We start from the raw sequence: 17,448 nt of genomic DNA, 5'->3' as shown, positions 1-17,448 counted from the left end.
GCAATTAGATAACAAAGTGGAAATTGTTGTTCAAACATTAGGAATTGTTGAAGGAGGTGCCACAGAATGAACAGCAATGATATATACGTCAGTCTTGACATCGGTACATCCAGTGTTAAGGTTATCATTGGGGAAATGGTCAATGACACATTGAATATAATTGGTGTTGGCAATGTGAAGTCCGAAGGGTTAAGGAAGGGCTCCATTGTTGATATAGATGAAACCGTTCATTCTATTAAAAGGGCAATTGAACAGGCTGAAAGAATGATAGGTTTGAAGATTAACCAGGTGATTGTAGGTGTCACCGGAAATCATGTTTCACTTTTGCCATGCCATGGTGTGGTTGCGGTTTCCAGCGACAATCGCGAAATTACAAATGAGGATGTTGCGAGAGTCATTGATGCTGCACAGGTGGTTTCAATCCCGCCTGAGCGAGAGATAATAGACGTGATTCCAAAGCAATTTATCGTTGACGGTCTTGATGAGATCAATGATCCAAGAGGCATGATCGGTGTCAGGCTTGAAATGGAAGGAACGATCATTACCGGTTCAAAGACAATCTTACATAATACTCTTCGTTGTGTTGAGCGTGCTGGACTTGAAATTGTTGATATCGGCCTTCAGCCGCTTGCTGCAGGTGCATTCGCACTTTCAAAGGATGAAAAGAATATGGGTGTCGCGATGATTGATATCGGCGGCGGTTCTACGACAGTCGCTGTGTTCGAAAACGGACACTTAAGAGGTACATCTGTCATACCGGTTGGAGGGGACCATATTACAAAGGACCTTTCAATTGGTTTGCGCACAACGACCGAAGAAGCGGATCAATTGAAATTAAAGCATGGACATGCTTTTTATGACCATGCTTCTGAAGAAGAGGTATTCGAAGTATCCATCATCGGCAGTGACCAGCAGCAGCAGTTCAACCAGCTGGAAGTGGCCGACATCATTGAAGCGAGAATGGAAGAAATCTTTTCCCTTGTCCAGGATGAGTTGAAAAACATGAACATCAGGGACCTGCCTGGCGGGTTTGTCCTTACAGGGGGAACAGCCAATATGCAGGGAGTCCTGGAGCTTGCCCAGGATATTTTCCAGAGCAGGGTAAGAATCGCTATTCCGGACTATATTGGCGTCAGGGAACCTCAATATACGACTGCTGTAGGCTTGATCCAATTTGCTTATAGAAACGCAAAATTAAAAGGGAAGAAAATGGAAGCTGCTTTTAGTGAATTAGAACCGAAAGAAAAAAGAGCTCAAAAACAGCCGCATCCAAAATCGAAGCCTGAGAAACAGCCTGAAGAAAAAGTCACCTCAAGAATGAAAAAATTTCTTGGCTACTTTTTTGAATAATCAGAGCTAACAGGAAATCGACGAATTAGGAGGATTTGTCATGTTGGAATTTGATACAAATTTAGATTCACTTGCTACTATAAAAGTTATCGGTGTTGGCGGCGGCGGAAATAATGCGGTTAACCGAATGATCGAACACGGTGTTCAGGGTGTGGAATTCATTGCGGTTAATACAGACGCACAGGCGTTGAACCTTTCCAAAGCTGAAATCAGAATGCAAATCGGTGCAAAGCTTACCCGCGGTCTTGGCGCTGGTGCCAATCCTGAAGTAGGGAAGAAGGCTGCCGAAGAAAGCAAAGAACAAATTGAAGAAGTGCTAAAAGGCGCTGACATGGTGTTCGTTACTGCCGGCATGGGTGGAGGAACAGGAACAGGTGCTGCACCGGTAATTGCACAGATCGCTAAGGATCTTGGAGCGTTAACGGTAGGTGTTGTTACACGCCCATTCACTTTTGAAGGCCGCAAGCGTGCTGGACAAGCTGGCGGTGGAATAGGTGCAATGAAGGAAGCGGTAGACACACTGATCGTCATTCCAAACGACCGCTTGCTTGAGATTGTCGACAAAAGTACACCTATGCTTGAAGCGTTCCGTGAAGCGGATAACGTTCTTCGCCAGGGTGTTCAGGGTATTTCTGACCTAATTGCTACTCCTGGTTTGATCAACCTTGACTTTGCTGACGTAAAAACAATCATGTCCAATAAAGGTTCAGCCCTAATGGGTATTGGGGTTGCTGCAGGTGAAAACCGTGCTACTGAAGCAGCCAAAAAAGCAATTTCATCTCCATTGCTTGAAACATCACTTGATGGAGCCCAGGGCGTGCTGATGAACATTACAGGCGGCACTAATCTGAGCCTTTATGAAGTTCAGGAAGCGGCTGATATTGTTGCTACTGCTTCTGACCAGGATGTAAACATGATCTTCGGTTCCGTCATTAATGAAACATTGAAAGATGAAATCATTGTCACTGTGATCGCTACAGGCTTCAATGAGGAAGTCGTCCAGCCAAAACCGACAAGACCTGGTTTTGGGGGCCAGCAGAAGCCAGGCCTGGGCGCCCTCAAGCGCGAACAGCCAAAACGCGAAGAAATTCAGCAGGAAACACCACGAAGCAATCAATCTTCACAGGGTGATGATGCTCTGGATATTCCAACATTCCTGCGCAACCGCAACAGAAGAAGTTAATTATACGACACAAGACATATGGGGCATAGCCGTAACGGCTATGCCTTTTTTATTTGCAGCAAATCTACCATGGGATTTTAAAATTGTTGTTAGCACAACAAATAAGAATGTGAAGAAGTAGTCATACATACTATCAAATCAAGGTTCTTTAAACGTGTGGCACGAAAAATCAGAAAATTGACAAAATCCGAACGGATAAGTGAAAATCTCTGTTGTTTTGGTGCCAGAATGTGACAGACTTCATATCTCAATGACGATATACTTTTTCGTAACGGAATGATAGAGCAAGAGGCAATCTTGTATCATTTGCAGCGATCTTGCTCGGTGCCTATCGTATTGCCATTAGAAAATCCCGGGTCATGGGAATTCAGCAAGAATCTGCGCAGCTGATCCTTGTGGCTGGAGAAAATGTGTCGAAGGGGCATAAAGGCGCCTGCTATTCTGTACAGGGGGATGAGAGGTGAAGGTCTATCTGGATGTAATCTGGGCGTTGAATCTTTTATTTGATACGTTCCTTCTATATTTGACTGCCATCATCCTGAAGAGGCAGATCAAGCTCTGGCGTTTGGCGGCAGGAGGAGCTATTGGTTCATTGCTCATTATATTATCGATAACGCCATTTCATGCGGCAGCCGGACATCCGGCCGGGAAATTGCTCTTTTCGATTTTGATGGTACTAGCAGCTTTTGGCTATAAAAGAATGCGTTTTTTCATTAAAGCACTTATGACATTTTATGTCGCGACTTTCCTGCTTGGCGGTACTTTGACAGGTGTCCATTATTTCATCCAATTTGATATGGATTTGGCTTCAAATGTCGCTATGAACCATATTAAAGGATTTGGCGACCCTGTCAGCTGGCTGTTTGTGTTATTGGGTTTTCCGCTGGCCTGGCATTTTTCCAGACGGAATATAGAACAGTTTGAAATGACTAAGATTCAATATGATTCACTTGCTGATGTGGAAGTGGAATTCATGGAGATGCATTTTAAGGTGAGGGGATTGATTGACAGCGGTAACCAGCTGTATGACCCGATTTCTAAATTACCGGTCATGATTTTATCCATCAACCACTGTTTGGACAGCATACCAGAAGAAATTAAAAAGATAGCCGAGAACCCTGATTGTGTCTTGTCAGGGGATGGACAATTTTCACAGAAGTTAGAGAATCGGATGAGAATCATTCCATGCAAAGTCGTCGGACAAGAGCACCAGTTAATCATCGCCTTTCAGCCTGAACAAATCAGCATCAACACGGACGAGGGCATTTACAGGGCAGAAAAGAGCCTGATATCCTTCACTATCCAGGAATTATCGGGAGATGGAAGCTTCCAGTCCATTATCCATCCTAAAATGCTTGCGGGTATGGCAAGGTCAGCGCAGTCGGTGAAGGTAAGCTAATATTACTATACTCAGAAATACATAATTTAGAAGGAGGACAATCAATGAAAAATTTACGGCTGCGATTATCCTATTACTGGTATAAGTTATTAATTAAACTAGGCTTGAAAACAGATGAAATATATTATATCGGCGGTAGCGAAGCGTTGCCCCCTCCTTTAACGAAAGAAGAGGAAGAAGTGCTGTTGAACAAACTTCCAAACGGGGATAAAGCAGCGAGGTCGATTCTGATCGAGAGAAATCTGCGGCTGGTCGTTTACATTGCCCGTAAATTCGAGAACACTGGAATAAACATTGAAGACCTGATCAGTATCGGCACAATCGGGCTGATCAAGGCGGTCAATACATTCAACCCTGAGAAGAAAATCAAGCTGGCTACCTATGCCTCCAGGTGCATCGAAAATGAAATCCTTATGTATCTGCGGAGGAATAATAAACTTCGTTCGGAGGTTTCTTTCGATGAACCGCTGAATATCGATTGGGATGGAAATGAACTGCTTTTGTCCGATGTTCTTGGTACGGATGATGATATCATAACGAAGGATCTTGAATCGAATGTCGATAAAAAGTTGCTGGTAAAAGCACTGCAGCAGCTTTCCGACCGTGAAAAGCAGATCATGGAATTGCGTTTTGGCCTTGGCAGCGGCGAGGAAAAGACACAAAAGGATGTAGCCGATATGCTGGGTATTTCGCAGTCTTATATTTCCCGTCTGGAAAAGAGAATCATTAAACGCTTAAGAAAAGAATTCAATAAAATGGTATAGCAGAAAAATTTTCTCAACAAAAATTTTCACTTTAAAATATTGATAACTAAGCGGTTTGTCTGGCAGATTCTGTCTTTTTAAGTACCAGCCTCACGGTAATCAGTGCATATTTTTCCTTCCTGCGGAGATACTGAATTTTGACAGCAGCTCCTGTGAGGAGGGAAAAGATTGACACGAAACAAAGTTGAAATTTGCGGTGTTGATACATCAAAGCTTCCCGTTCTGAAAAACGAGGAAATGAGAAAACTTTTTAGAGAGATGCAAAGCGGTGACATCACAGCAAGAGAAAAACTAGTGAATGGGAACCTAAGGCTTGTTTTGAGTGTGATCCAGCGTTTTAACAACCGGGGCGAGTTTGTCGACGATCTGTTTCAGGTCGGGTGTATAGGCCTTATGAAGTCCATTGATAATTTTGATCTGGGACAGAATGTAAAGTTTTCAACCTATGCCGTCCCGATGATCATCGGTGAAATCAGACGGTATTTAAGAGATAATAATCCAATCAGAGTCTCTCGATCACTCAGGGATATAGCGTACAAAGCACTTCAAGTACGCGAAAGGCTGATGAGTGAGGCTTCCAGGGAGCCGACTGCTGAAGAAATTGCAAAGGTCCTTGAAGTACCGCATGAAGAGATTGTTTTCGCCCTCGATGCAATCCAGGACCCCGTTTCATTATTCGAGCCGATCTATAATGACGGCGGAGATCCAATCTTTGTGATGGACCAATTAAGTGATGAACGGAACAAGGATACGAACTGGATTGAGGAGATTGCCCTGAAAGAAGGGATGAGACGCCTAAATGAAAGGGAAAAATTGATTTTAAGGAAAAGGTTCTTCCAGGGCAAGACACAAATGGAGGTTGCCGATGAAATCGGTATTTCTCAGGCACAAGTATCCCGCCTTGAAAAAGCAGCCATCAAACAAATGAATAAGAATATCCAGAGCTAAGCTGCCTTAAAGGGCAGCTTTTTCAATTTTTGGAGGCTCTCCGGCAATCATAGATCTTTTCCTGATTCATATAATGCTATAAGGGGCAGAAAACGCCACAGTGAAATCCGGAGGGATCTGAATGGTAAAGGTTACCGAGTTTCAAGTGAAAGACGTCGTGAATGTATCGGATGGTAAAAGACTAGGGAGCATTGAGGATTTTGAAATCAATCTGAATACCGGGAAAATCGAGGCGGTCGTCATCGGGAGTTCCGGCAAGGTGCTGGGTTTCTTCGGGAAGGAAGATGAAGTTGTCATTCCATGGAGGAATATCCTGAAAATAGGTGAAGATGTCATTTTGGTCCGCTATAAGGACAGTGGGGAATATCTCCAGCAGGGTGATGGTGACGAGTAGCACCGTAATACTGTTGTATTGCGGGTTGTATGTGATAAACTAGACAAAAACGTGTGAGGTAGAAAGTTATGGAGCCATTCATCTTAGGAAGTCAGGAATTTTTTAGAATAAAAGAGTGGATGGAGCGATTTCCTGGACTTGAGGCTGGGTTCACGACAAAGAATGGCGGAGTGAGCCAGCTTCAGGCTTTTTCAGGGTTGAACTTCGGCTTCCATGTCGGTGATGAGCATTCATCTGTCTGCGAAAATCGTCTCCTTCTGGCTGAAAAAATCGATTTTCCGCTTTCGAGCTGGGTCGGCGCGGAACAGACACATGACATCCGGATTGGAAAAATCGACAAAGCCGATCAGGGAAAAGGCTCAAGCGATTATGAATCTTCTTTTGCCGGGACGGATGGTTTTCTGACATCAGAGCAGGGCATCCTGTTGACGCTTTGTTATGCAGACTGTGTACCGCTTTACTTTATCGATCCAGAAACCAGGTTGATCGGCGTCGCGCATGCTGGGTGGAAAGGCACGGTGCAGGGAATTGCAGCTGAAATGATCAGCAAATTTAAGCAAAATGGTGCGAAAGAAGAAAAAATTTCTGCCATTATAGGCCCATCAATATGCAAAAAATGTTATATTGTTGATGAGAGAGTCGTCAACTTAGTGAAAAATATACTAGATGGTGTCGAGAACATGCCATATAATCAAGTTAGTGAAGGTCAATATTCTCTCGATTTGAAAGAATTAAACCGCCAGATTTTGATGAAAGCCGGATTGAAAGCGGGAAACATAGAAGTAACCGATTATTGTACAAGCTGCCATGGTGAGCACTTTTATTCCCATAGAAGGGATGAAGGGAATGCTGGCCGAATGATGGCGTACATTGGCTGGAAGGAGGATAGCCGTCCATAATGAATGTTGCAGAGAATCTGGAGGTTATCCAGAGGGAAATAGTAAATGCCTGTAAAGACGCGGGCCGGAACGCAGATGAGGTGAAAATCATCGCCGTGACGAAATATGTCTCCCCGAAGAGGGCGCAGGAAGCGATCGACGCAGGTGTGCTCCATCTCGGTGAAAACAGGAACGAGGGATTGCTCGATAAAATCAGCCATCTGCAGGACAAGCCTGTTTGGCATTTCATCGGAACATTGCAGACTAGAAAAGTAAAAAACATTATAGATCATGTTACATATATACATTCACTGGACAGGCTGTCACTGGCAAAAGAAATTAACAAGCGTGCTGGTTCAAAGGTGAACTGCCTCATCCAGGTCAACGCATCTGGGGAAGAGAGCAAGCATGGCCTCGATCCAGAGGATGTTATCGCCTTTGTTCAGGACTTGAAGCAGTACACCAATATCGAAGTAAGCGGATTGATGACGATGGCACCATTGACTGAAGACGAACAAGTAATAAGGGATTCCTTCAGGAAACTGAAAATCCTGCAGTCTGAGATACAGAAGCTTGAACTGAAGTATGCTCCATGCCATGAACTGTCGATGGGAATGTCGAATGATTTTAAAATAGCGGTTGAGGAAGGTTCCACTATGGTGCGAATCGGAACAGCCCTGGTAGGCAATGAATCGGAGGTGCAATAATATGAGCTTAAAATCAAAAATTAAGACATTTTTTTTCCTTGAAGATGAATATGACTATAATGATGAGGAAATGCTCGAAGAAGAAATTGAACCGCTCAAGTCTAACAAACAGCCAGTCCAGCAAAAACAGAATGTGGTAAGCCTTCAGAGTGTGCAAAAATCGTCAAAGGTAATCCTGATGGAACCAAGGATGTATGCCGAAGCCCAGGAAATTGCAGACCATCTGAAGAACCGCCGGGCTGTGGTCGTGAATTTGCAGCGAATCGAGCAGGACCAGGCAAGGAGGATTGTCGATTTCCTCAGCGGAACCGTTTATGCAATCAGCGGTGATATCCAGCGGATCGGCATGAATATCTTTTTATGTACCCCGGATAATGTGGAAGTGACAGGGAATATTTCTGAGCTGATGCAGGAGCGGGATTACCAAGAGTCGAGGTGGTAGGTTAATGGATATAGTGATTGGATTAATAGCTCAATTAGTGGGGATTTATCAGTGGGCATTGATAATTTATATTTTCATGTCCTGGTTCCCAAATGCAAGGGAAACAGCAATCGGACAATTTTTGGCCCGGATTTGCGAGCCGTTTTTGGAGCCGTTCCGCAGGATCGTGCCTTCCATTGGCATGATTGACATTTCGCCAATCGTGGCGTTCCTGGTATTGCGATTTGCCGTAAGCGGCTTATACCAGTTGGCCGCATGGTTTTAATAGGGTCAATTTCCTGCAGGGTCTGATACAGGCCCTGCTTATTTTCTATCAAGGTCTTAAAGGAGTACAGTATGAGTATCTACCAGCATTTCCGTCCTGAGGAACGGGAATTTATCGACCAGGTGATTAACTGGAAAGAATATGTAGAACAAAATTATGCCCCAAAGCTGACGGACTTTTTGGACCCAAGGGAGCAGCAAATACTTGGGACTGTCATCGGTAAACATCCTGATGTGAAATGGGAATTGTTTGGAGGCGCTGCGGCAACTGAGAGAAAACGGGCATTTCTATTTCCGGAGTATTTGGAGGCGAAACAAGAGGATTTCCAGGTAAAGCTCTTTGGCATTGATTATGCTAAGAAGTTTGTGAACATCGAACATCGTCAAGTACTCGGAAGCCTGATGTCCCTCGGTTTAAAGAGGGGGAAGTTCGGAGACATACTGATTGATGGCGACAAGGTCCAGTTTTTTGCAGCTGCCGAAATAGCCGACTATATCAGGCTGCAGCTTGAATCTGTCGGCAGGGCATCCATCAGCCTCACAGAGCTTCCACTCGAAGTGGCAGCATCAATTGATGATGAATGGAATGAAATGAATACCACAGTCTCATCATTGCGACTGGATACCGTAATGTCGGCGCTATTCAATCTTTCCAGGCAAAAATCCCAGCTGTTGATCCAGCATGGACATGTGAAAGTCAATTGGACAGCTGTCGAGAATACCGCATTCGAGTGTGGGGAGGCTGACGTCATCTCTGCACGTGGCTATGGTCGCGCGAAAATCATCACGATAGAAGGAAAAACAAAAAAAGATAAATATCGAGTTATTGCCGGGAGAAAAAAATAATTATATAGTAAAGAAGAAGGATTTTTAGTGTTTTTGTCGAATCATAGCTTTAAGTACATAAAGGATGAAACTAAATGGGAGGTGGCGTAATGCCTTTAACGCCGTTAGATATACACAACAAAGAATTCAATAAGGGATTTCGCGGGTATGATGAAGATGAAGTGAATGAGTTCCTTGATCAGGTCATCAAGGACTACGAACTAATAATCCGTGAAAAAAAGGAAATGGAAGAAAAGCTGAATGAAATGAATTCCAGGCTTGGCCATTTTACAAATATAGAAGAAACCTTGAATAAATCAATCGTTATTGCCCAGGAAGCTGGGGAAGAAGTCCGCCGCAATGCTCAAAAAGAGGCAAAGCTGATCGTTAAGGAAGCGGAAAAGAACGCAGACAGGATCATCAATGAATCATTGTCAAAGGCACGTAAAATTGCTTTGGAAATCGAAGAATTGAAGAAGCAGTCCAAAGTATTCAGGACAAGATTCAAGATGCTGATCGAAGCACAGCTTGATATGCTTAACACTGATGACTGGGATCACCTGCTTGAATATGAATTGGATTCAACAGAATTAAAAGCGACAGCGAGAGAAGAAGAAGACTCACTGGCTTGACGCAGGCACGCTGTTTCGCATATAATTTCATAACAAAGTGCAATAGATGAAAGAAACGATGACAGGGACAGTATGGCGTTCCAGTTGCTTGCTTTTTCAGCGAAATGGGGAAGGTGGAAGCCCATTGCAAGCGGATAGCCAGAAGATCACCCGGTAGTTCCGAGCTGAACATCCTGACAGGATCAGTAAGTGCAGGCGTGACATTCGCGTTAAGGATGCTAAGAGGATAGGACGGTTCAAGTCTTATCTATTTAGGGTGGTACCGCGGGAATACAAACCTTCTCGTCCCTTTTTAGGGATGAGGAGGTTTTTTATTTTTTCTGGATCATTTTTTTCATGAATTTGCAACGGTAATAATAGGAGGATCATAAAATGGAGTACAAAGACACTTTACTCATGCCAAAGACCGAGTTTCCAATGCGCGGAAACCTTCCGAACAGGGAACCTGAAATCCAGGCAAAATGGGAAGAAATGAATATTTATGAAAAGGTTCAAAAACACACGGCAGATCGCCCGCTGTTCATCCTGCATGATGGACCTCCATACGCAAACGGTGATATCCATATGGGCCACGCACTGAATAAAATCCTCAAAGATTTTATCGTCCGTTATAAATCAATGAGCGGTTTTTGCTCGCCATACGTACCTGGCTGGGACACTCATGGATTGCCGATCGAGCAGGCATTGACAAACAAAGGTGTAAAGCGCAAGGAAATGACAGTAGCGGAGTTCAGGAAGCTTTGTGAAGAGTATGCTTACCAGCAGATTGACAACCAGCGTGAACAGTTCAAGCGTTTGGGTGTTCGTGGTGACTGGGATAACCCATATATCACTTTGAAGCCAGAATACGAGGCACAACAAATCAAAGTATTCGGCGAAATGGCGAAAAAGGGATACATCTATAAAGGCAAGAAGCCGGTTTACTGGTCTCCATCAAGTGAATCTGCACTTGCAGAAGCTGAAATCGAGTATCAGGATAAGCGTTCTGCTTCCATCTACGTTGGCTTCCCTGTAAAAGACGGAAAGGGAGTTCTTGACCAGGATGTTGAAATCATCATCTGGACGACTACTCCATGGACGATCCCAGCAAACCTTGGAATCTCAGTACATCCTGAGTTGACATACGTTGTCGTAGAAGCTGATGGAAGGAAATTCCTCGTAGCTGAAGAATTGCTTGAGGCTGTTACGAACGAAATCGGGTGGGAAAATGCTGTGACACTTAAGAAAGTTGCTGGTAAAGAACTAGAAGGTGTTCTTGCGAAGCATCCATTGTACGGTCGCGATTCCCTTGTCATGCTAGGTGACCATGTAACGACCGATGCTGGTACAGGATGTGTCCACACTGCACCTGGACACGGGGAAGATGATTTCCATGTCGGCCAGAAGTATGGTCTTGAAGTTTTATGCCCGGTTGATGACAAAGGAGTCATGACAGCTGAAGCTGAAGGTTTTGAAGGTTTATTCTACGATCAGGCAAACAAGCCAATAACAGAAAAGCTTGAAGAAGCAGGCGCATTACTGAAGCTGAGCTTCATCACTCACTCTTATCCGCATGACTGGAGAACAAAGAAACCTGTCATCTTCCGTGCAACAGCACAGTGGTTCGCATCCATCAAGGACTTCCGCGGAGAATTGCTAAAAGCTGTTGAAGAAACGAAATGGGTTCCGGCATGGGGCGAGACTAGACTATTCAATATGGTGCGTGACCGCGGTGACTGGTGTATTTCCCGTCAGCGTGCATGGGGCGTTCCGATTCCGGTATTCTACGCTGAGAACGGCCAGGAAATCATCACGGATGAAACAATCGAGCATGTATCAAACCTCTTCCGTGAACACGGTTCAAACATCTGGTTCAAAAAAGAAGCGAAGGAATTGCTGCCTGAAGGCTTCAACCATCCTGGCAGCCCGAATGGCCAGTTTACGAAAGAAACTGACATCATGGATGTTTGGTTCGATTCGGGATCATCCCACCAGGCAGTGCTTGTCGAGCGTGATGACCTGCAGCGTCCTGCAGACCTTTACCTTGAAGGTTCTGACCAGTACCGCGGCTGGTTCAACTCATCTCTATCAACTGGAGTAGCTGTCACAGGCAAAGCACCATACAAAGGCGTATTGAGCCATGGTTTTGCTCTTGATGGCGAAGGCCGCAAGATGAGTAAATCAATCGGTAACGTCGTTGTTCCTGCCAAGGTCATGAATCAGCTTGGAGCAGACATCCTCCGTCTATGGGTTGCATCCGTCGATTATCAATCCGATGTACGTGTTTCTGATCCGATCCTTAAACAGGTTGCTGAAGTATACCGTAAAATCCGCAATACGTTCAGATTCCTGCTTGGAAACCTGTCAGACTTCAACCCAGAAACTGATGCGGTGCCATTCGAACAGCTGCGTGAAGTTGACCAGTTCATGCTTGTGAAACTTAATAAATTGATCAAATATGTGCGGAATGCCTATGACAATTATGAATTCGCGGGTGTATACCATGCGGTAAACAACTTCTGTACGTTAGACTTGAGTGCATTCTATCTTGATTTTGCGAAAGATGTCCTTTACATCGAGGCAGCTGATAACCAGGAGCGCCGCGCAATCCAGACCGTATTGCACGAAAGCTTGCTTGCATTGGTGAAGCTGACTGCTCCAATCCTGTCTCATACTGCTGACGAAGTTTGGGCTTTCATACCTTCTGCCAAGGAAGACAGCGTCCAGCTGACAGATATGCCTGAAGCAAAAGAAGTCGCAAACGCTGAAGCACTTGAGAAGAAGTGGAATGCATTCATGAAACTTCGTGATGATGTCCTGAAAGCTCTGGAAGAAGCAAGAAATGGAAAAGTAATCGGAAAGTCACTGACTGCCAAAGTATCTTTATATGTCAATGACAGCACGAAAGAACTTCTTGACTCCATTTCGGAAAACTTAAGCCAGCTGTTCATCGTTTCAGATTTCGAGGTTGCCGGAAGCTACGACCAGGCGCCTGAAAATGCGATCAAGCTTGAGAATGCAGCGATTGTTGTCACAAAAGCGGAAGGCGAAACATGCGAAAGATGCTGGGTTGTCACTCCGGAAGTTGGCAAGGTGGAAGGACATCCAACACTTTGCGAACGCTGTGCAACGGTTGTAAAAGAAAATTACTAATTAATATATTTAAAACTCCGGGTTTTCGAACCCGGAGTTTTTTTATCCATGCCAAATATCTTCCTTCTCCGGTAAAACTTTAACTGAGTCAGCAAAAGGCAACGGGAAATAATAGCTGTAAACAGGAACGGGGGCAGATATATGAAAGGTAATCTTGATTACATTTACAGCGAGCTCCGCGAAACAAGAACAGAATTGTTGACGTACCTGAATTATGGCCAGAAGGATGAAAGGATTTTACAATTTATTAAAGATGAACTTCGCGATATCGAATCAGCACTGGAGAAAATGGATAATGGCGAGTATGGAAAATGTGAAATATCGGGAGAATACCTGCCATATGAGTTTTTGCAGACAATCCCAACAGCAAGGTCTGCAGGTGAATTGGAGCAAATAGAACAATACTGCAGGAAACCGATCTATTCGTGATTGATTTTTGTCTATCAGCACTGAAATGTGCATGGTTAAAGCTGGGAACTGCGAAAAATCATTGAAAATTTCCAAGTCGCCAATAAAAATCGATTATCGCCAATAAACCGGGCAATATCGCCAATAAAATAAAATTTTCGCAAAAAAAACAATTAAAATCGCCAATAAAAAAAAGCAGTTCAAATACCGTAAAGATCGGCAGAACATACAGCTGCTTTTAACTGAATATTTCCGTAACAGGTGTTTTACCAGCTAAGAATCCCAGCAACTATACTAAAACTGATAATATCTGTCGTTTTAATTCTATATGTGCTAAAATGCAAAGGTAATGTATGAATTGCTTTTGATGTGGAGGGTACCTTTGTGTTTTATTACATACTTGCGCTGTTTGTAATTTTGCTTGATCAGTTCACTAAGTGGTTAATTGTTAAAAACATGGAGCTTGGAGATAGCATAAAGGTTATTGAGAATTTCTTGTATATCACTTCTCACCGCAACCGTGGTGCTGCATGGGGGATCCTGCAAGGGCAAATGTGGTTCTTTTATGTCATTACCATTGCAGTGGTGCTTGGCCTTGTCATTTATATTCAAAAGGCAGCTAAGGGTAAGCTGCTGCTGGGAGTTTCGCTTGGTTTCATGCTAGGCGGGGCGATTGGGAATTTTATCGACAGGGTATACCGGAAAGAAGTCGTTGATTTTGTCAACACTTATATTTTTGGATACGATTTCCCTATTTTCAATATCGCAGACTCCGCACTTGTCATTGGAGTGGGTCTGTTGATGATTGATATGATCAGGGAAGAGAGAGAGGCGAAAAAGAAAGCTTATGGAGAAAATGGAACACACCATCAGTGAGGAACAAGCTGGTGACAGGATAGATAAAGTCGTATCAACATTGGACCCCGAGTGGTCAAGAAGCCAGGTCCAGCAATGGATCAAGGAAGGCAATGTTCTGGTAAACGGAGCGCAAGTAAAAACAAACTATAAGTGCAGCCTGGATGACAATCTTGAAATCAGCATTCCGGAACCTGAAATCCTGGATGTCATTCCTGAAGAGATGGATCTTGAAATTTATTACGAGGACCATGATGTCCTTGTAGTAAACAAGCCTAAAGGGATGGTTGTCCACCCTGCACCAGGCCATATGACCGGCACGCTTGTGAATGGCCTTATGGCGCATTGCAAGGATCTGTCAGGAATCAATGGTGTATTGCGCCCAGGTATCGTCCACAGGATCGATAAGGATACATCAGGCCTGCTGATGGTCGCAAAAAATGACATGGCACATGAGAGCCTGGTTAACCAGCTTGTCGCTAAATCGGTTACCCGAAAATATAAAGCTCTTGTCCATGGAAATATCCAGCATGACCATGGTACCATCGACGCTCCGCTTGGACGTGACACGAAGGACCGCCAGAGCATGACAGTTGTCGATAATGGAAAACATGCTGTGACGCATTTCAATGTGCTCGAGCGTTTCCAAGACTTCACTTTGGTTGAGTGCCAGCTGGAAACAGGCAGGACTCACCAGATTCGTGTCCATATGAAATACATCGGTTATCCTCTTGCAGGAGATCCGAAATATGGCCCTAAAAAGACACTTGATCTTGGCGGACAGGCACTGCATGCCGGAATACTTGGATTTGATCACCCGAGAACAGCTGAGTATCTTGAATTTGAAGCGCCGATTCCTGAATATTTCACAGAGCTTTTGAATGAATTAAGAGAAAATCGTTGACAAAGTTCAACAAGTATCTTAAGATGACTATAGTTTAATAAGTCCTTTAAAGACAGTCCCGTGAGGCTGAGAAGGAAACGGATCTGCAACAGGCATAATTGTATGCCTTGCTGCAAATGACTCTACACGTTTACCCTCTTGCTGGAACTGGCAGGAGGGTTTTTTACTTAAATCCGTTTTCAAACCATAGAAAGAGAAGGAGTGAAAACAAATGTCTGAAAAAGCGGTTGTCCTGGACAACCAGGGAATTCGCCGGGCGTTGACAAGGATTGCCCATGAAATTATTGAAAGAAACAAAGGGATCGAACATTGTGTCCTGGTTGGCATCCGTACTAGGGGGATTTACATCGCCAACAGGCTCGCAGAGAGGATCCGCGAGATCGAAGGGGCGGAAATGCCGGTGGGGGAACTTGATATCACCCTGTACCGCGATGACCTGACTACGAAAACGATCGACCAAGAGCCTGAAGTAAAAGGCTCGGATATTCCGGTCGACATATCGAACAAAAAAGTCATCCTTGTGGACGATGTACTCTACACAGGCAGGACAGTCCGCGCCGCGATGGATGCGTTGATTGACATTGGCCGTCCCGCGACCATCCAGCTTGCAGTGCTGGTTGACAGAGGACACAGGGAGCTGCCGATCCGGGCAGACTTTGTAGGCAAAAACATCCCGACCTCAAGTTCGGAAAAAATTGTGGTTGAACTGCAGGAAGTGGATGAAGAAGATCGCGTAACCATTTTTGAAAAATAAATAGTGCCCTTTTAATAACAGTCCAGAGAGGCTGGAAAGGGGGAGCATATCGCCGATGGCTTTGTGCGGGCTTTTTTACCCACCCTCTTTGCATCCACTCACTGGCAAAGAGGGTTTTCTTTTAACTAAAAGAGAGGGGACAATAAAGATGAATGACAAACCAATCCTGGACATTAAAGACGTTCCATCACCCTTCCAATGGGTGACCTTAAGCCTACAGCACTTATTCGCCATGTTCGGCGCAACGATCCTTGTACCATATCTGGTCGGGTTAAGCCCGGCAATCGCCTTGATCTCAAGCGGACTTGGGACGATCGCCTTCCTGATCATCACCAAATTCCAGGTACCAGCTTACCTGGGATCCTCCTTCGCTTTTATCACACCCGTAATCGCGGCCAAAGCAGGCGGCGGACCGGGAGCAGCCATGGTCGGGACATTCCTTGCAGGCCTTGTATATGGAATTGTCGCCTTGATCATCAAGAAAGCCGGCTACCGCTGGATCATGCGCCTGCTTCCTCCAGTAGTAGTTGGACCGGTCATCATTGTAATTGGTCTCTCACTGGCAGGTGTCGCAGTTGATATGGCGATGAATCAGCCTGGTACCAGCAATTACAGCCTGATCCATTTTTCAGCAGCTTTGGTGACACTGGCAGCAACGATCATCTTCACGATTTATGGTAAAGGAATGCTGAGCATGATTCCGATACTGGGCGGGATTGTCGTCGGATACCTATACTCCATGGCAATCGGAATCGTCGACTTAAGCGGGGTAAAAGCTGCAAAAATCTTTGAAATGCCCGATTTCATCTTCCCGTTTGTCAATTACGATGTCAGCATCAGCGGCAAACTCGTCATGCTGATGGTTCCAGTAGCAATCGTAACAATATCAGAGCATATCGGCCACCAGCTTGTACTGAGCAAGGTTGTCGGAAAAGATTATATTAAAGATCCTGGCCTGCACCGCTCCATCCTTGGGGACGGAATGGCAACGATGATTTCCGGACTGATCGGCGGCCCGCCAAAGACAACTTACGGCGAAAATATCGGTGTACTGGCAATCACAAGAGTATACAGTGTCTATGTCCTGCTTGGAGCAGCCGTCATCGCGACAGTCTTCGGTTTCATCGGTAAAATCACTGCACTGATCAGCTCGATTCCTACACCAGTAATGGGCGGCGTGTCCATCCTGCTGTTCGGAATCATCGCCTCATCAGGTTTGAGAATGCTGGTAGACAGCAAAATTGACTTTGGCAATACCCGCAATCTAGTCGTCTCATCGGTCATCCTTGTGATCGGAATCGGCGGAGCTTTCATCAAGGTAAATGAAAACTTCGAAATCCACGGTATGGCATTAGCTGCATTGATTGGTGTCATCCTGAACATTGTCCTGCCTGGACGCCCAGAAATCCAGGAAGATATGTTTGAACTTGAATCTGAAAAAAAAACTGAGTTAAAGAACGATGTAGCATAGTTCCACCTTTTAAAAAGGTCCAGAGAGGCCTGAAAGGGTGTTATGAGCGAACCGGCTTATTCAGCGTACACATAAACTCGCGATCTTGCGGATTTATGCCGGATAGTTCATGTTAAAGCACCCTGTTGAACAGACAGG

General features: G+C 44.7%; 18 protein-coding genes and 1 other annotated feature. All 18 genes read left to right on the top strand.

The genetic code is table 11. The annotated features are described in order from the left end of the window. Positions 1–66 precede the first annotated feature (66 nt). Entirely contained in the window at positions 67–1,350 is a 1,284-nt protein-coding gene (ftsA, locus tag ACNAZ4_RS01775; RefSeq protein ID WP_415812471.1) for a cell division protein FtsA, read from the top strand. Positions 1,351–1,390: 40 nt separating this feature from the next. After that, a complete protein-coding gene (ftsZ, locus tag ACNAZ4_RS01770) occupies positions 1,391–2,533 on the top strand; it encodes a cell division protein FtsZ (protein ID WP_415812470.1) in 1,143 nt (380 codons plus the stop codon). A 460-nt stretch (positions 2,534–2,993) separates the two neighbouring features. Continuing rightward, a complete protein-coding gene (gene spoIIGA / locus ACNAZ4_RS01765) occupies positions 2,994–3,932 on the top strand; it encodes a sigma-E processing peptidase SpoIIGA (RefSeq protein ID WP_415812469.1) in 939 nt (312 codons plus the stop codon). 44 nt (positions 3,933–3,976) lie between these two features. After that, complete coding sequence (sigE, locus tag ACNAZ4_RS01760) at positions 3,977–4,696, top strand: RNA polymerase sporulation sigma factor SigE (RefSeq protein ID WP_207498508.1); 720 nt, start codon at positions 3,977–3,979, stop codon at positions 4,694–4,696. Between the two features lie 168 nt (positions 4,697–4,864). Then, a complete protein-coding gene (sigG, locus tag ACNAZ4_RS01755; protein WP_079508357.1) occupies positions 4,865–5,644 on the top strand; it encodes an RNA polymerase sporulation sigma factor SigG in 780 nt (259 codons plus the stop codon). A gap of 121 nt (positions 5,645–5,765) precedes the next feature. Further along, complete coding sequence (locus ACNAZ4_RS01750; protein ID WP_415812468.1) at positions 5,766–6,038, top strand: YlmC/YmxH family sporulation protein; 273 nt, start codon at positions 5,766–5,768, stop codon at positions 6,036–6,038. 68 nt (positions 6,039–6,106) lie between these two features. Further along, positions 6,107–6,937 (top strand): peptidoglycan editing factor PgeF, encoded by an 831-nt coding sequence (gene pgeF / locus ACNAZ4_RS01745; RefSeq protein ID WP_415812467.1) that lies wholly within the window; start codon positions 6,107–6,109, stop codon positions 6,935–6,937. Next, positions 6,937–7,623 (top strand): YggS family pyridoxal phosphate-dependent enzyme, encoded by a 687-nt coding sequence (locus ACNAZ4_RS01740; protein WP_415812465.1) that lies wholly within the window; start codon positions 6,937–6,939, stop codon positions 7,621–7,623. The genes pgeF and ACNAZ4_RS01740 overlap by 1 nt, the downstream gene beginning before the upstream one ends. A gap of 1 nt (position 7,624) precedes the next feature. Then, positions 7,625–8,065, top strand: coding sequence for a cell division protein SepF (locus ACNAZ4_RS01735; protein WP_415812464.1), 441 nt, complete (start codon positions 7,625–7,627; stop codon positions 8,063–8,065). Between the two features lie 4 nt (positions 8,066–8,069). Next, complete coding sequence (locus ACNAZ4_RS01730) at positions 8,070–8,330, top strand: YggT family protein (RefSeq protein ID WP_415812463.1); 261 nt, start codon at positions 8,070–8,072, stop codon at positions 8,328–8,330. A gap of 71 nt (positions 8,331–8,401) precedes the next feature. Then, positions 8,402–9,175 carry a YlmH family RNA-binding protein gene (locus tag ACNAZ4_RS01725; RefSeq protein WP_415812462.1) on the top strand — a complete coding sequence of 258 codons (774 nt, stop codon included), beginning with the start codon at positions 8,402–8,404 and terminating at the stop codon, positions 9,173–9,175. Between the two features lie 89 nt (positions 9,176–9,264). After that, positions 9,265–9,786 (top strand): DivIVA domain-containing protein, encoded by a 522-nt coding sequence (locus ACNAZ4_RS01720; protein WP_144474810.1) that lies wholly within the window; start codon positions 9,265–9,267, stop codon positions 9,784–9,786. A gap of 49 nt (positions 9,787–9,835) precedes the next feature. After that, positions 9,836–10,079, top strand: a binding site (T-box leader). A 79-nt stretch (positions 10,080–10,158) separates the two neighbouring features. Further along, positions 10,159–12,918 carry an isoleucine--tRNA ligase gene (ileS, locus tag ACNAZ4_RS01715; protein ID WP_415812461.1) on the top strand — a complete coding sequence of 920 codons (2,760 nt, stop codon included), beginning with the start codon at positions 10,159–10,161 and terminating at the stop codon, positions 12,916–12,918. Between the two features lie 141 nt (positions 12,919–13,059). Next, positions 13,060–13,347: a TraR/DksA C4-type zinc finger protein gene (locus ACNAZ4_RS01710; protein WP_415812460.1), complete on the top strand. Its 288-nt coding sequence runs from the start codon at positions 13,060–13,062 to the stop codon at positions 13,345–13,347. A 363-nt stretch (positions 13,348–13,710) separates the two neighbouring features. Next, complete coding sequence (gene lspA / locus ACNAZ4_RS01705) at positions 13,711–14,202, top strand: signal peptidase II (RefSeq protein ID WP_415812459.1); 492 nt, start codon at positions 13,711–13,713, stop codon at positions 14,200–14,202. Beyond that, positions 14,174–15,085, top strand: coding sequence for an RluA family pseudouridine synthase (locus tag ACNAZ4_RS01700; RefSeq protein ID WP_415812458.1), 912 nt, complete (start codon positions 14,174–14,176; stop codon positions 15,083–15,085). Before lspA ends, ACNAZ4_RS01700 begins: the two co-directional genes overlap by 29 nt. A 211-nt stretch (positions 15,086–15,296) precedes the next feature. Continuing rightward, positions 15,297–15,839, top strand: coding sequence for a bifunctional pyr operon transcriptional regulator/uracil phosphoribosyltransferase PyrR (gene pyrR / locus ACNAZ4_RS01695; RefSeq protein WP_415812457.1), 543 nt, complete (start codon positions 15,297–15,299; stop codon positions 15,837–15,839). 148 nt (positions 15,840–15,987) lie between these two features. Beyond that, on the top strand, positions 15,988–17,310 hold the full coding sequence (locus ACNAZ4_RS01690; RefSeq protein WP_415812456.1) for a solute carrier family 23 protein: 1,323 nt from the start codon (positions 15,988–15,990) through the stop codon (positions 17,308–17,310). The last annotated feature ends 138 nt before the right edge of the window (positions 17,311–17,448 follow it).

The sequence above is a fragment of the Mesobacillus thioparans genome, assembly GCF_965138835.1.
In the GTDB taxonomy this organism is placed as follows: Bacteria; Bacillota; Bacilli; order Bacillales; family Cytobacillaceae; genus Mesobacillus; species Mesobacillus thioparans.
The sequence above is the reverse complement of the archived record's forward strand: the minus strand, read 5'-3'. Positions and strand labels throughout refer to the sequence as shown.

Coding starts and splice junctions, on each gene's coding strand:
- ftsA (WP_415812471.1), top strand. CDS start 67: ATGAACAGCAATGATATATACGTCAGTCTTGACATCGGTACATCCAGT.
- ftsZ (WP_415812470.1), top strand. CDS start 1,391: ATGTTGGAATTTGATACAAATTTAGATTCACTTGCTACTATAAAAGTT.
- sigE (WP_207498508.1), top strand. CDS start 3,977: ATGAAAAATTTACGGCTGCGATTATCCTATTACTGGTATAAGTTATTA.
- ACNAZ4_RS01750 (WP_415812468.1), top strand. CDS start 5,766: ATGGTAAAGGTTACCGAGTTTCAAGTGAAAGACGTCGTGAATGTATCG.
- pgeF (WP_415812467.1), top strand. CDS start 6,107: ATGGAGCCATTCATCTTAGGAAGTCAGGAATTTTTTAGAATAAAAGAG.
- ACNAZ4_RS01740 (WP_415812465.1), top strand. CDS start 6,937: ATGAATGTTGCAGAGAATCTGGAGGTTATCCAGAGGGAAATAGTAAAT.
- ACNAZ4_RS01735 (WP_415812464.1), top strand. CDS start 7,625: ATGAGCTTAAAATCAAAAATTAAGACATTTTTTTTCCTTGAAGATGAA.
- ACNAZ4_RS01730 (WP_415812463.1), top strand. CDS start 8,070: ATGGATATAGTGATTGGATTAATAGCTCAATTAGTGGGGATTTATCAG.
- ACNAZ4_RS01725 (WP_415812462.1), top strand. CDS start 8,402: ATGAGTATCTACCAGCATTTCCGTCCTGAGGAACGGGAATTTATCGAC.
- ACNAZ4_RS01720 (WP_144474810.1), top strand. CDS start 9,265: ATGCCTTTAACGCCGTTAGATATACACAACAAAGAATTCAATAAGGGA.
- ileS (WP_415812461.1), top strand. CDS start 10,159: ATGGAGTACAAAGACACTTTACTCATGCCAAAGACCGAGTTTCCAATG.
- ACNAZ4_RS01710 (WP_415812460.1), top strand. CDS start 13,060: ATGAAAGGTAATCTTGATTACATTTACAGCGAGCTCCGCGAAACAAGA.
- ACNAZ4_RS01700 (WP_415812458.1), top strand. CDS start 14,174: ATGGAGAAAATGGAACACACCATCAGTGAGGAACAAGCTGGTGACAGG.
- pyrR (WP_415812457.1), top strand. CDS start 15,297: ATGTCTGAAAAAGCGGTTGTCCTGGACAACCAGGGAATTCGCCGGGCG.
- ACNAZ4_RS01690 (WP_415812456.1), top strand. CDS start 15,988: ATGAATGACAAACCAATCCTGGACATTAAAGACGTTCCATCACCCTTC.